This window comes from Paraburkholderia caledonica NBRC 102488 (assembly GCF_000685095.1).
Classification (GTDB): domain Bacteria; phylum Pseudomonadota; class Gammaproteobacteria; order Burkholderiales; family Burkholderiaceae; genus Paraburkholderia; species Paraburkholderia caledonica.
In genome coordinates this window covers 28,213-42,092 of the sequence record NZ_BAYE01000007.1, presented here as the reverse complement: position 1 = coordinate 42,092, position 13,880 = coordinate 28,213, and the positions used below count along the sequence as shown (strand labels likewise).

The window sequence follows — 13,880 nt, the reverse complement described above, 5'->3', positions numbered from 1 at the left end:
TTTCCCCTCGCCCCCAGCCTGAAGCAGGTGCACGATGAGCAGCCATGACGGCCTGATGGTTTTTACTGGCAACGCAAATCCCGCGCTTGCACAGGAAGTCGTCAAAATCCTCGGTATTCCCCTCGGCAAAGCAATGGTTAGCCGTTTCTCGGACGGTGAAATCCAGGTCGAGATTCAGGAAAACGTGCGTGGCAAAGACGTCTTTGTTCTGCAGTCCACGTGCGCACCGGCGAATGACAACCTGATGGAACTGATGATCATGGTCGACGCGCTCAAGCGCGCATCGGCCGGTCGGATCACGGCAGCCATCCCCTACTTCGGTTATGCACGTCAGGATCGCCGCCCTCGTTCGGCGCGCGTCGCCATCTCGGCGAAAATCGTGGCGAACATGCTGGAAATCGCAGGCGTCGAGCGGATCATCACGATGGATCTGCACGCCGACCAGATTCAAGGCTTCTTCGACATCCCCGTCGACAACATCTACGCTACGCCCGTGCTGCTCGGCGATCTGCGCAAGCAGAACTACGAGAACCTGCTGGTCGTTTCGCCGGACGTCGGCGGCGTGGTGCGTGCCCGGGCATTGGCGAAGCAGTTGAACTGCGACCTCGCGATCATCGACAAACGTCGCCCGAAGGCGAACGTTGCCGAGGTGATGAACATCATCGGTGAAGTGGAAGGCCGCACCTGCGTGATCATGGACGACATGGTCGACACCGCCGGCACCCTTTGCAAGGCGGCCCAGGTTTTGAAGGAACGTGGCGCGAAGCAGGTTTTCGCTTATGCCACCCACCCGGTTCTGTCGGGCGGCGCCGGCGAGCGCATTGCCGCATCCGCACTCGACGAACTCGTTGTCACGGACACGATCCCGCTCGGCGAAGAAGCCCGCTCGTGCGCGAAGATCCGTTCGTTGACCAGCGCCGGCCTGCTTGCCGAAACGTTCTCGCGGATCCGCCGCGGCGATTCGGTCATGTCGCTGTTCGCTGAAAGTTAAGTATTTGCGAAGGCGCGGTGTATCGCTTCATGCGACACACGCGCTTTTGCACAATCGGCGTGAACGAACGAAGGTTCATGCCGCAGCTCTGGGGCCTCAGCCATAACGGCTTGCGGGCCCCGTTTTTACTGCCTGGTCGCGGGCAGTGCATTGGAGATTCAAAATGAAAGTTGTCGCTTTCGAGCGTTCTTTGCAAGGTACGGGTGCGAGCCGCCGCCTGCGTAACTCGGGCAAGACCCCGGGCATCGTATATGGCGCTGGTGCTGAAACGCAATTGGTCGAACTGGACCACAACGCGCTGTGGCACGCGCTGAAGAAAGAAGTTTTCCACTCGTCGATCCTCGATCTGGAAGTTGGTGGCAAGTCGCAACAGGTTCTGCTGCGCGACGTGCAATACCACCCGTTCCGTCAGCTCGTGCTGCACGTGGACTTCCAGCGTGTCGATGCATCGAAGAAGCTGCACACCAAGGTGCCGCTGCACTTCATGAACCAGGAAAGCAACCCGGCTGTGAAGCTGGCGAGCGCGGTTATCTCGCACGTCGTCAATGAACTGGAAATCGAGTGCCTGCCGTCGGCACTGCCTGAATTCATTGAAGTCGACCTGGCCAAGATCGAAGCTGGTCAATCGGTTCACGCTAAGGACATCCCGCTGCCGGCAGGCGTGTCGCTGGTTGCTCACGTCGAAGCAGAAAACCCGGTGGTCGCTGCTGCAACGATCCCGGCTGGCGCAGTGTCCGAAAGCGACGCCGCTGCTGGTGAAGGCGAAACGCCGGCTGCTTGAGTGCGCCTCGCGCAGCGAGCAAGTAATCCTCTCGATCCGTTTCAATGAGACGATCGATGTGACCCGCCGAGGCTCGCCCCGGCGGGTTTTTTTTCGGTTATTTCGGCCCGGCCGCGTTTGGTTTGCGGGCCAAGATGGACCCACGCAATCATGATCAAGCTGATCGTCGGCCTCGGCAATCCGGGCGCCGAATACACTGCGACGCGCCATAACGCCGGCTTCTGGCTGGTGGATCAAATGGCGCGCGAGGCGGGCACAACGCTGCGCGACGAGCGGCGCTTCCATGGCTTCTACGCTAAGGCGCGACTCCACGGCGAGGAATTGCACCTGCTGGAGCCGCAGACTTATATGAACCGCTCGGGTCAGTCCGTCGTCGCGGTGGCGCAGTTCTTCAAGATTCTTCCCGACGAGATACTCGTCGCGCACGACGAGCTCGACATGCCGCCCGGCAGCGTAAAGCTCAAGCTCGGCGGGGGGAGCGGCGGACACAATGGCTTGAAGGACATCACCGCGCATTTGTCGTCGCAGCAATATTGGCGGCTGCGCATCGGCATCGGGCATCCGCGCGACCTGATTCCCGAAAGTGCGCGTGCGGGCGCCAAGCCCGACGTCGCGAACTACGTGCTGAAACCGCCGCGGCGCGAAGAGCAAGACGTGATCGACGCGTCCATCGAGCGCGCGTTGGCAGTCATGCCGCAGATCGTCAAAGGCGAGCTTGAACGGGCAATGATGCAACTGCATCGCAATTCTTAAGCTGTGTTGCTCGGCGGCGCAGGTTGGGATGAAGCAGCGCGGCCTCGTGCCAGAGCAGCAAGAGCGGCCGGAGCGCCAACCCCGACCAACCGCACTGCAACGATAGGAGAGCGCTTTGAGCCGATACTGGAGTGACATTGTTCACCGTCTGACGCCGTATGTGCCGGGCGAACAGCCCCTCCTCGCCCGTCCGGTCAAGCTGAACACCAACGAAAATCCCTACCCTCCGTCGCCCCGCGTGCTCGAGGCGATTCGCCAGGAACTCGGCGACACGGGTGAGTCGCTGCGCCGCTACCCGGACCCCACCGCGCTCAAGTTGCGCGAAACGGTCGCCACGTACCACGGCATCCGTGCGGATCAGGTCTTTGCGGGCAACGGCTCAGATGAAGTGCTTGCGCTCACGTTCCAGGCTTTGCTCAAGCACGACAAGCCTCTGCTGTTCCCTGACATCACGTACAGCTTCTATCCCACGTACGCGAGGCTTTTCGAGGTCGACTACCAGACGATTCCGCTCGACGATGGTTTCGCGCTCAACGTCGACGACTACGCCGTTGCGAACGGCGGCATCCTGTTTCCGAATCCGAATGCGCCCACCGGACGTCCGTTGCCCCTCGCCGATATTGAGCGCCTCGTAGCGAAAAACGCTGATTCCGTTGTGGTGATCGACGAGGCCTATGTGGACTTCGGAGCCGAATCGGCGATCGGACTGATCGATCGCTATCCGAATCTGCTCGTTGTGCAGACAGTGTCCAAGTCGCGCTCGCTGGCGGGCATGCGCGTCGGCTTCGCCTTTGGCAACGCGGACCTAATCGACGCGCTCAATCGGGTAAAAGACAGCTTCAATTCGTATCCGCTCGACCGCCTCGCACAAGTCGCCGCCCGCGCGGCCTACGAAGACGACCGGTGGTTTCGCGACACCTGCGCAAAGGTGATTGCAAGCCGGGAGCGACTGAGCGCGGGGCTGACGGCGCTAGGCTTCGACGTCGTGCCGTCGGCAGCCAATCTGCTTTTTGCGCGTCACGAGGCCTACGACGCGGCAATGCTCGTGTCTCTTCTTCGTGAAAGGGAAATTTTCGTGCGTCACTTCAACGCACCGAGAATCGACCAGCACCTGCGCATTTCGGTCGGTACCGACGCCGAATGCGGCATTCTGCTCGACGCATTGCGCGACATATTTAGCGCTTACATCGGCTGAGCAGATCTGCGCAAAAAAAAGGCGAGGCCCGTGGCTCGCCGCTTCACATTTCCATCGCAACAACATCACGCGCTCTTTGCTGCCTGCAATGCGTGATATTTCGCCATCAAGCCTTCCGGCGTTTCGAGGTGCTCGGGATCGCGCGGAATGCACTCGACCGGACACACCTGGATGCACTGCGGTTCGTCGAAATGACCGACGCACTCAGTGCACTTCTTTGGGTCAATCACGTAGATTTCCGGGCCCATCGAAATCGCGTCGTTCGGGCACTCGGGCTCGCACACGTCGCAATTGATGCACTCGTCGGTAATCATCAGGGCCATACTTCTCTCACTTCGCGCCGGCCGCAGCCGGCTTTGATCCGTCAAACCGACAGTTTACGCCGGTTACGGCTGCGCCGCCGAAGCACCGTTATCCGGGTCCAATGCCGCAACCTTCTCCTTCAGCCATTTTTCGACCGACGGAAAAACGAACTTGCTCACGTCGCCGCCCAGCTGCGCGATCTCGCGCACGATCGTTCCCGAGATGAACTGGTACTGATCGGACGGCGTCATGAACATGGTCTCGACGTCGGGCAACAGATAGCGGTTCATGCCCGCCATCTGAAACTCATACTCGAAGTCGGACACCGCGCGCAGCCCGCGCACGATCACTCGCGCGTTATTGCTGCGAACGAAGTCCTTCAGCAGCCCTTTGAAGCTCATGACCTGAACATTCGGGTAATGGCCCAGCACTTCGTGAGCGATATCGAGCCGCTCTTTCAGCGTAAAGAACGGCTTCTTGTTGCGGCTGTCGGCGACGCCGACCACCAGCGTGTCGAAGATGCTCGACGCGCGCCGAACGAGGTCTTCGTGACCGCGCGTTAGCGGATCGAACGTGCCCGGGTACACGGCGACTACCATGAGACTTCTCCTCTCTTCAGACAGATGGGCACGTCAAAGCGTCCACGCGACGCATTTGGCACCGGCCGCGCGCGTGACGGCGAACCCGTCCGGCGCTTGTTATGGAAGGCGCATTATTCCTCATTTTCGCGTTGCAGCAAATGGAAGTGGACAGCGCCCGCTTTGCCCTGCCGCACGATTTCCCACCCGGCAAGCGCTTCGTTCGCGCCGGGCTCGATCGCCACGCCGGCTTCCACATACAGGAAACCGTCGCCGCTCACGAGCGGAGCCGCCAGCGCGAGCGCTTTGTCCAGTACATCCGAGCCAAACGGCGGGTCGAGGAATACCACGTCGAACGAACCGGGCGGCAGACTCGCTGCAAGACGCAAACCGTCCGCCTCGGCAATTTCGATCATCCGCGCCGCGAGTCGTTCCTGGTTCGCCCGCAACTGGGACGCCGCTCGCGAGTTACGCTCAACCATTAATACGCGTGCGGCGCCGCGCGACGCCGCTTCGAAGCCGAGCGCGCCGCTGCCGGCAAACAGGTCAAGGCAGCGCTGGCCATCCAGACGTTGCCCGAGCCAGTTGAACAGCGTTTCGCGGACCCGGTCCGGCGTGGGGCGCAAGCCGTCGAGGTCGAGCACGGGCAGCGGCGTGCGTTTCCAGTCGCCGCCAATAATCCGGATGGCGTGCGGCTTACCGCCTTTAGACGAAGCGCCATGGGCGCGGGAAGAGGCTGAACGGGGCATGCAGTTTCGATTGCGTTGACAGAAGCGTCCGCTGCGTCGAAGCAAGCGGACCGGAGCGCCAACGTTACCACAGGGGCGCGGCGCGTCCAGCCTGGCCGTTCGGCCTATACAACGTGCGACGGCGCGCCTGATAAAATGTGCGGCTTCCAGCGCCTTGCATCCCGCATCGCAACGCTGCCTGCCGCTTTCGCCGGTGCTGTACCGGCCGCGCGCATCGGCGCGCGCTCTCACCACGCCAGATCATGTTCAGCTTTTTCAAACGATTCAAGGGTTCGAAAGAGTCCGAAAACGCGCCAGACGAATCGCAAATCGCGCCTGAGGGGCTAATTGACGAGCCGGCTGCAGCAGCGCCGGCCGAGCCGCCTGTGCCCGCGAAAGCCGGGCCGGCCGCAAGTGCCAGCGTGCCGGCGAGCATTGTGTCGCCGCCCGCCGCCTCGCCCGAACCCCAGCCCCAGCCCGATTTCGAGGAATCGACGCTCGAGACGGTCGAAATCGTGCCTCCGCCGTTGCAGGATGCGAGCGCGAAACGCTCGTGGCTGACTCGCCTGAAGACCGGCTTGTCGAAGACCAGTTCGAGCCTCACCGGCATTTTCGTCGGCACCAAGATCGACGAGGATCTTTACGAAGAGCTGGAAACCGCGCTGCTCATGTCCGACGCGGGCGTCGACGCAACCGAATTCCTGCTTGAAGCGCTGCGCGAGAAGGTGCGCACCGAGCGTCTTACGGAGCCGCAACAGGTCAAGACGGCGCTGCGCACGCTACTGGTCGAGTTGCTCAAGCCGCTCGAAAGCTCGCTCATGCTCGGACGCGCGCAGCCGCTCGTCATGATGATCGCGGGCGTCAACGGCGCGGGCAAGACGACGAGCATCGGCAAGCTCGCCAAGCATCTGCAGAGTTTCAACCAGTCGGTGCTGCTTGCCGCCGGCGACACGTTCCGCGCCGCCGCGCGCGAGCAGTTGGCAATCTGGGGGCAACGCAACAACGTCACCGTGGTGTCGCAGGAAAGCGGCGATCCGGCGGCCGTGATTTTCGACGCGGTCGGCGCCGCGCGGGCGCGCAAAATCGACGTGATGATGGCGGATACGGCCGGCCGTCTGCCCACCCAGTTGCATCTGATGGAAGAGCTGCGCAAGGTCAAGCGCGTGATCGGCAAGGCGCAGGACGGCGCGCCGCACGAGGTGTTGCTCGTAATCGACGCCAATACCGGGCAGAACGCGCTTGCGCAGGTCAAGGCTTTCGACGACGCGCTCGGCTTGACCGGCCTGATCGTCACCAAGCTCGACGGTACGGCCAAAGGCGGCATTCTTGCAGCCATCGCGCGGCAACGACCCATCCCGGTGTACTTCATTGGCGTTGGCGAAAAGGTGGAGGACTTGCAGCCTTTCAGCGCTGAAGAGTTCTCCGACGCATTGCTAGGCGGATAGGCGGAAGCCTCGCCACTATCGGCGCCTCGCCAGCAAGTCACAAAAAAGGGCACTCTTCGGAGTGCCCTTTCTACACCGGCAACGCGGTACGGCTCATTCGGCGTCTGGTTGCACGCCGGGCGCGGCGCGCGCGAATGCGTCGATTTGCATCGCGTGGTCGTAAATGCGCTGTATGGTCGGATATTTCGACGTATCGACGTTGAAGCGCTGCGCGTTGAACACCTGCGGGATCAGGCACGCGTCCGCGAGTGTCGGTTCGTCGCCGAAACAGAGCTTGCCGGTGCGCGCGTCGCTCGCAAGGTGAGCCTCCAGCGTCGCAAAGCCTGTGTCCACCCAGTGCCGGTACCAGGCGTCTTTCGCGTCGTTCTCCACGCGCAGCGTGTGTTTCAGATACTTCAGCACACGCAGATTGTTGAGCGGATGAATCTCGCACGCCACCTGCAACGCGAGCGAGCGGACATACGCACGGTCGGCGGGCGCCTTCGGCAAAAGCGGCGGCTCGGGATGCGTTTCTTCCAGATATTCGATGATGGCAAGCGACTGCGGCATCACCTCATGGCCGTCGATCAACGTGGGGACGATGCCATCCACGTTGACCGCGCGATATTCCGGCTTCAGCTGCTCCCCACCATCTCGCACGAGATGCACAGGCACATACTCGTACGGCAGGTTCTTCACGTTGAGCGCGATCCGCACCCGATACGACGCCGAGCTGCGAAAATAGCTGTAGAGCTTCATGTCGTTGTCTCCTCCCAAAACTGCTTCAGACGACGCGCACGCTGAATTCGCCCAGTCCGTCCACGCCGCCTTTCATCAGGTCGCCCTGCACCACCGCGCCGACGCCTTCTGGCGTGCCGGTGAAAATGAGATCACCCGGCTGCAACTCGAACAACGTCGAAAGGTAGGCAATGGTCTCGCCCACGGACCAGATGAGTTGCGACACGTCCGAGCGTTGCTTCTCTTCACCGTTCACGGACAGCCAGATCGCGCCCTTCCCGATGTGGCCGACGCTCGACACCGGATGAATCGGGCCGAGCGGTGCAGATTGATCGAAACCCTTTGCGGTGTCCCACGGACGACCCAGCTTCTTCGCCTCGGCCTGCAGGTCGCGGCGCGTCATATCGAGACCGAGCGCGTAGCCGTAGACGTGATCCAGCGCGCTTTCCGCGGAGATATTTTTGCCGCCTTTACCGATCGCCGCGACGAGTTCCATTTCGAAGTGGAGGTTTTTAGACAGCGTCGGATACGGGAATTCGCCGGTCTCGCCCGGCGCGACATACAGGACGGCATCCGCCGGCTTGCTGAAGAAAAACGGTGGCTCGCGGTCCGGATCATGACCCATCTCGCGGGCATGCGCCTCGTAATTGCGGCCGACGCAATAAATGCGACGCACAGGGAACTGCTCGCTGGACCCAACAACCGGCACTGCGACCACCGGTGCCGGTGCAAATACGTAACTCATCCGGTTCTCCGTTCTTCGATATGAGCCGCGGTGCGGCGATAAAACAGCGAGTGTAACGCGCGCTAGAAGGTGGCGCGCGCAAGTCAGGCACGGGTTCGGGACAGCGACGCGTCAGTGCGCGCGTCTCGGCGGACGGCTATAGATGCGATACTCACACCAGAACGTCCCTTGAATACCGTGGCGACCGCCCCGACGGCGGCACGCCAGCACGTCAATCGCCCTCATGACAGACTCTGCCGACACCGCCAATCCATTCCCCTGCGCCCGCTTCATCAAGGAAATCGGCCGCGGGCCGAACGGAGCCCGCGCGCTCACCGCCGAGGATACGCGCGCGCTCTACACTGCCATGCTCGACGGCCGCGTCGGTGAACTGGAACTGGGCGCGGTGCTGCTCGCTTATCGTGTGAAAGGCGAAACCGCCGACGAACTCGCGGCGATGCTGGCAGGCGCCCATGCGTCGTTCGAGCCGGTTCATCTGCGTCCCGGCGAGTTCCGGCCAGTATCGATCCCCAGCTATAACGGCGCGCGCAAACAGCCGAACCTCGTGCCGCTGCTTGCGCTGCTGCTGGCGCGTGAAGGGGTGCCGGTTCTCGTGCACGGCATTACCGACGATCCTGGCCGCGTGACGAGCGCCGAAATTTTCACGCATCTGCGGATACCGCACGCGACCTCGCACGACGACATTGAAGACGGCCTCGCAGAGCGCCGTCTCGCGTTTGCGCCGATCGACGTGCTCGCGCCAAAGCTTGCACGTCTGCTCGCGCTGCGGCGGCGCATGGGCGTGCGCAATTCGACGCATACGCTCGTCAAGATTCTCCAGCCGTTCGCGCCCGCCGGGCTGCGTCTCGTGAACTACACGCATCCGCCGTATCGGGACAGCCTCACGCAGCTATTTAGCACCCATCCCGACGCGGCGGCCGGCGGCGCTTTGCTCGCGCGCGGCACTGAGGGCGAAGCAGTCGCCGACACCCGGCGTCAGGTGCAGGTGGACTGGCTGCATGACGGGATCTGCGAGACGCGAGTGCCGCATGAGCGCTCGTCGCGCGACGCACCTGAGGTCGAGTTGCCTGAAGCGCGCGATGCCGCGACGACAGCGGCATGGATCGGCGCCGTGCTGCGCGGCGAGGCGCCGGTGCCAAGCGCGATAGAGAGGCAAGTCGAGTTGATTGCCGACGTCGCGCGAACGCCCGCGCACTGAGGCTCACTCAATCGCGCAACGCGTCGCCTGCCATGCAATGAGGCGCCATTGGCCGTCTTCCTGCGTGTGGATCGCCGTGTAGGCAATCGGAAAAAGCAGTGCGCCGCTATTCGCTTCCATCTCGATCAGCGCGCGGCCGGTCACGACGCAGGTTTCGCGGCCGACCGGCAGCACATCTTGCGACTGCACTTCGATTTGCCGATAGCGGCGGCGCCCGGCGGTAATGCCGTCGATGAACTGCCGCTTCGTCTCGCGCTTGCCGTTCGTGTGCACGTAGCTCACGTTCTCTGCGAGCAGCGCGTCGAGCGATTGACCGTCGCCGTCGACCATCGCGCGGAAGCGTTCGCGTTCCAGCCCGCGGATCGCCTCGATTGTCTTTGCCGCCATTGCTCAGCCCCTTGCACCGGTGAGCCAGACGCGGCCACGGTCGTCAGAAGTTATATTGCAGGTATAGCTGGTGGAAATTTATACCAGGATTCGGCTCTTTGATACCGCCATTCGAAACATGCTGGAAGCGGTAGCCCGCCTGATACTGCTGATGGCCGCCGAATTGTATGCCCACGCCCGCCATATCGGCGAACTGGAACGCAGTGGACAGTGTGAAAGTCGAAGAAATTCTCGGGCTCGACAACAAGCGCACACCCACGCCTGCCTCGACGAAAGGCCGGATAGATCCGGATCCTTTAATGAAGCGAATGATAGGCGTCACACCGATCTCGCCGATGTTCTCATGCACATTGCCTTCGTTCGTGTGCCACCAGGCAACGTGGGCCTCGCCGATCAGCGCGAAATGCCAGTCGCCGACCTGCCACCACGTGAGATTCGGGTCCCACACGAGGCCGAGGTCCAGTTTCTTGACATGATGATCGCCCAGAGCCCCGGTGACCTGGACTCCGAACTGATCGGCGGCAGCAACGCCGGAAAGAGTAAGCAGCAGAGCCGCGCATGCAGCTTTTAGAGCCAGACCACGGAAGACATTCTTTTTGTTGTCCATCTGATACCCGAGCTCAGCAAGTTGAACATTCTGTAACAGTTTGCGTATTCTAAAGACAATCTGAAGGCGGTGGATCCTGTTAAGAAATTTAAATTTTCGCAATTACATACATCATAAATTGAAAAAATCGGTCGAAAGTAAGAATGAATGGACTTCGTTAGGTAATTTCTACGGCACCAGCGCTGGCCGTCAAAGGCGAGTATGATGACTATTGAAAGTTGAAATTCAATAGGAAACAACGGAACTTGGATGCCCCTATGGGCTCTAAGTATTAGCACTCGGAAATCGAGAGTGCTAACATCCAACGCTGGAGTCGTTACCTGAACAAGCTTTTGCCTGATTCCAAAGGAGCTTTAAACGTGAGCCATGCATTGACCCTTCCGAGTACTCTGAGCCCGTCGTCGGCTAAGGCCGCTCCGGCAGGTGCGCTGGCGCTCTCGCATTCCTCCCTGCTGCCCGGTCAACTGGGCAACATCGACGCCTACATCCAGGCCGTAAATCGGATTCCGATGCTGACGCCGGCAGAAGAACGCCAGTTCGCCACAGAATTCCGCGAGCACGACAACCTCGAGGCTGCACGCCGCCTCGTGCTGTCGCACCTGCGGCTGGTCGTCTCGATCGCGCGCAACTACCTGGGCTATGGGCTGCCGCACGCCGACCTGATCCAGGAAGGCAACATCGGCCTGATGAAGGCCGTGAAGCGCTTCGATCCGGAGCAGAACGTACGTCTCGTGTCGTACGCCATGCATTGGATCAAGGCCGAGATCCACGAATACATCCTGCGCAACTGGCGCATGGTGAAGGTCGCCACAACCAAGGCGCAGCGCAAGCTGTTCTTCAACCTGCGCAGCCATAAACAAGGCTTGGGCGCTTTCACGCCGGACGAGATCGAAGGTCTCGCCAAAGAGTTGAACGTCAAGCGCGAAGAAGTAGCCGAGATGGAAACGCGCCTCTCGGGCGGCGACATCGCGCTGGAAGGCCAGGTTGAAGACGGCGAAGAGTCGTATGCGCCGATCGCGTATCTCGCCGACTCGCATAGCGAGCCGACCGCGGTACTGGCCTCGCGTCAACGCGACAAGCTGCAAAGCGACGGTATCGCGACGGCACTGGAGGCACTCGACGCCCGCAGCCGCCGCATCATCGAAGCTCGCTGGCTGAAGGTGGAAGACGACGGTTCGGGCGGCTCGACGCTGCACGAACTGGCCGACGAGTTCGGCGTATCGGCTGAGCGTATTCGCCAGATCGAAGCTAGCGCAATGAAGAAGATGCGCGGTGCGCTGACCGAATACGCGTAACGCACGCTAGCGGTCACATCGGCGTGGTGCAAGCCCGGTTGACCCAAAAAGAAGCGCTGAAGTCGCAAGCCCTGCCTCGCAAGACGGCGGGGCTTTTTTTATGCGTCGTTCCCGCGCTGCGACAGATGAACATGCGCCGGCTACGCGAGAAGGGTCGGCGTACAGCACACTAACGAGTAGTGTGTCCGGCATGGCGCCGGTAAACGCAAAGCGGCACCTCGGATCGAGGTGCCGCTTTCTTATTGCGCTGCTGGTCGGGCGTTCAGTTGACCCGCGCTAACCGCATCGCGGCGTGGCACGAAGCGCCTTGAGCGCTTCGCCGCCACACCTGTTCAGTCACGCAGGCAAAGGCGCCGCGCCGCCGCTGGGCGGCAGGCGAGTTGCCAGTGCTTCCGCGTAACGCCGCGCCGCATCGCCGACGACGATATGGAACGTATCCGCCGCAACCCACGCCGTGTCGAGTGTCGCGAGACGCTGACGATCCACCGCCGACGGATCCTGAACGACGATACGCAGACGCGTCGCCGCCACGGCGTCGAGCGACTTCACGTTGCCGGCGCCGCCGAACACCGCCAGCCAACGCAATGGATCGGGATCGAGCGGACCATTTGCGGCTGCCGAAGCACCGCCCGCAGCAACCACACCACCCGCCGCCGAAGTTGCAGCCGAAGTCAAAACCGCAGCAGCGGAGGCAGCCAGCTTCACCGCACCTGCATCGTTGCCGCCCCGCTCCATCGCAGTCCGAATTTCATCAGCGATGATGTCCGCTTCCGGCCCGATAATGACTTGCACGTTCGTCGTGCCGCGCTTGAGCACGCCGCGCGCGCCGATGGTCTTCAGTTCGTTTTCCGACACCTTGCTGGAGTCCACGACGGACAGACGCAGACGGGTCGTGCACGCATCCACCAACGAGAGATTCGCCGCGCCGCCGAGCGCCGCGATATAACGCTGCGCGCGCGGGACGGCAGCGCCTGCCACGGGCGAAACGAAACCGCCGGCCGCGAACGAATCGGCTTGCTCGTCGGCAGCGGCGGGTTCGCGGCCCGGCGTCGCCATGTTGAACTTGCGGATGAAGAAGCGGAACAGGCCGTAGTACACCACCGCATACACGATGCCGACCGGGATGGCCAGCCAGCCCTTGGTCGAAAGGCCGTAGTTCAACACGTAGTCGATCGCGCCCGCGGAAAACGTGAAGCCGAGGTGAATGCCGAGCGCCGAACAGATCGCGAGGGCAAGACCCGTCAACAGCGCATGGATCACGTACAGCACCGGCGCGAGAAACATGAAGCTGAACTCGATCGGCTCCGTGACGCCCGTCAGAAACGACGTAAGCGCCATCGAAAACAGCAGACCGCCCACAATCGCGCGGCGCTCCTTCGGCGCTTCATGGAACATCGCGAGACACGCGGCCGGCAAGCCGAACATCATGACCGGGAAGAAGCCCGTCATGAACGTTCCGGCAGTCGGATCGCCGGCGAAGAAGCGATGCAGGTCGCCCGTCACGGCAACGCCGCCCGGCGGCGTGAAGGTGCCGAACACGAACCACGTCAGCGAATTGAGGATGTGATGCAAACCCGTCACGAGCAGCAGCCGGTTCAGCACGCCGAACACGAATGCGCCGAGCGCGCCCGCCGTGGTCAGCCAATGGCCGGCTGTATCGATCACGCTCTGCACCGGTTGCCACACATAGCCGAACAGAATGCCGAGCGCGAGACAGACCACGCCCGTGACGATCGGCACGAAGCGTTTCCCTCCGAAGAACGCCAGGTAGTCCGGCAGCTTGATGTCCTTGTAGCGGTTGTATAGCAAGCCGGCCACGATACCCGCCACGATCCCCGACAACACGCCCATGTTGAGCTTGTCGTTGATGTCCTTCATTACCGCGACTTCGATCAGATAGCCGATCGCGCCCGCGAGACCCGCGACACCGTTGTTGTCCTTCGCGAAGCCGACCGCCACGCCGATTGCAAACAGCAGCGGCAGGTTGTCGAAGATCGCGCCGCCGGCGTCGGCGATCATCTTGATGTTGAACACATCGGGCTGGCCGAGGCGCAGCAGCAGGCCGGCAACCGGCAGCACCGCGATAGGCAGCATCAGCGCGCGTCCCAGGCGCTGAATCTTCAGAAACGGATTCCCATCCATTGATACCTCCAATCC

General features: G+C 61.9%; 15 protein-coding genes. 7 read left to right on the top strand and 8 right to left on the bottom strand.

The window, feature by feature from the left end; genetic code table 11:
• The first annotated feature begins 34 nt into the window (after positions 1-34).
• From BCA01S_RS16155 to hisC, 4 genes are all read left to right on the top strand, one after another.
• Positions 35-991, top strand: a complete 957-nt coding sequence (locus BCA01S_RS16155) for a ribose-phosphate pyrophosphokinase (RefSeq protein ID WP_006048037.1) — start codon at positions 35-37, stop codon at positions 989-991.
• A 163-nt stretch (positions 992-1,154) separates the two neighbouring features.
• Complete coding sequence (locus BCA01S_RS16150; RefSeq protein WP_020066979.1) at positions 1,155-1,772, top strand: 50S ribosomal protein L25/general stress protein Ctc; 618 nt, start codon at positions 1,155-1,157, stop codon at positions 1,770-1,772.
• 150 nt (positions 1,773-1,922) lie between these two features.
• A complete protein-coding gene (pth, locus tag BCA01S_RS16145; RefSeq protein WP_027777794.1) occupies positions 1,923-2,525 on the top strand; it encodes an aminoacyl-tRNA hydrolase in 603 nt (200 codons plus the stop codon).
• Between the two features lie 115 nt (positions 2,526-2,640).
• Entirely contained in the window at positions 2,641-3,720 is a 1,080-nt protein-coding gene (gene hisC, locus BCA01S_RS16140) for a histidinol-phosphate transaminase (protein WP_027777793.1), read from the top strand.
• A gap of 65 nt (positions 3,721-3,785) precedes the next feature.
• Here the strand turns inward: hisC and BCA01S_RS16135 are convergent, their stop codons facing one another.
• The 3 genes from BCA01S_RS16135 to rsmD all read right to left on the bottom strand — a co-directional run bounded on the left by BCA01S_RS16135 (position 3,786) and on the right by rsmD (position 5,350).
• Entirely contained in the window at positions 3,786-4,043 is a 258-nt protein-coding gene (locus tag BCA01S_RS16135; RefSeq protein WP_013337947.1) for a YfhL family 4Fe-4S dicluster ferredoxin, read from the bottom strand.
• Between the two features lie 63 nt (positions 4,044-4,106).
• Positions 4,107-4,622: a pantetheine-phosphate adenylyltransferase gene (gene coaD / locus BCA01S_RS16130; protein WP_020067005.1), complete on the bottom strand. Its 516-nt coding sequence runs from the start codon at positions 4,620-4,622 to the stop codon at positions 4,107-4,109.
• 113 nt (positions 4,623-4,735) lie between these two features.
• Positions 4,736-5,350, bottom strand: coding sequence for a 16S rRNA (guanine(966)-N(2))-methyltransferase RsmD (gene rsmD / locus BCA01S_RS16125; RefSeq protein WP_027777792.1), 615 nt, complete (start codon positions 5,348-5,350; stop codon positions 4,736-4,738).
• A gap of 242 nt (positions 5,351-5,592) precedes the next feature.
• Between rsmD and ftsY the strand changes: the two genes are divergently transcribed.
• On the top strand, positions 5,593-6,774 hold the full coding sequence (ftsY, locus tag BCA01S_RS16120) for a signal recognition particle-docking protein FtsY (RefSeq protein ID WP_027777791.1): 1,182 nt from the start codon (positions 5,593-5,595) through the stop codon (positions 6,772-6,774).
• A gap of 93 nt (positions 6,775-6,867) precedes the next feature.
• Here the strand turns inward: ftsY and maiA are convergent, their stop codons facing one another.
• Both maiA and BCA01S_RS16110 read right to left on the bottom strand, forming a co-directional pair.
• Positions 6,868-7,512, bottom strand: coding sequence for a maleylacetoacetate isomerase (maiA, locus tag BCA01S_RS16115; RefSeq protein ID WP_027777790.1), 645 nt, complete (start codon positions 7,510-7,512; stop codon positions 6,868-6,870).
• Positions 7,513-7,537: 25 nt separating this feature from the next.
• Entirely contained in the window at positions 7,538-8,236 is a 699-nt protein-coding gene (locus BCA01S_RS16110) for a fumarylacetoacetate hydrolase family protein (RefSeq protein ID WP_027777789.1), read from the bottom strand.
• Between the two features lie 223 nt (positions 8,237-8,459).
• Here BCA01S_RS16110 and ybiB point away from each other — a divergent pair, with 223 nt between their 5' ends.
• The gene (ybiB, locus tag BCA01S_RS16105; RefSeq protein ID WP_027777788.1) at positions 8,460-9,434 is read left to right on the top strand and encodes a DNA-binding protein YbiB; all 975 of its coding nucleotides are present in this window, start codon (positions 8,460-8,462) and stop codon (positions 9,432-9,434) included.
• A gap of 3 nt (positions 9,435-9,437) precedes the next feature.
• On the opposite strand, the gene BCA01S_RS16100 is transcribed toward ybiB, so the two are convergent.
• A complete protein-coding gene (locus tag BCA01S_RS16100) occupies positions 9,438-9,821 on the bottom strand; it encodes a nuclear transport factor 2 family protein (RefSeq protein ID WP_020067011.1) in 384 nt (127 codons plus the stop codon).
• A gap of 43 nt (positions 9,822-9,864) precedes the next feature.
• Complete coding sequence (locus BCA01S_RS16095) at positions 9,865-10,428, bottom strand: acyloxyacyl hydrolase (protein ID WP_027777787.1); 564 nt, start codon at positions 10,426-10,428, stop codon at positions 9,865-9,867.
• 359 nt (positions 10,429-10,787) lie between these two features.
• Between BCA01S_RS16095 and rpoH the strand changes: the two genes are divergently transcribed.
• On the top strand, positions 10,788-11,723 hold the full coding sequence (rpoH, locus tag BCA01S_RS16090) for an RNA polymerase sigma factor RpoH (RefSeq protein WP_020067013.1): 936 nt from the start codon (positions 10,788-10,790) through the stop codon (positions 11,721-11,723).
• Positions 11,724-12,059: 336 nt separating this feature from the next.
• On the opposite strand, the gene nagE is transcribed toward rpoH, so the two are convergent.
• Complete coding sequence (gene nagE / locus BCA01S_RS16085) at positions 12,060-13,865, bottom strand: N-acetylglucosamine-specific PTS transporter subunit IIBC (RefSeq protein ID WP_027777786.1); 1,806 nt, start codon at positions 13,863-13,865, stop codon at positions 12,060-12,062.
• Positions 13,866-13,880 lie beyond the last annotated feature (15 nt).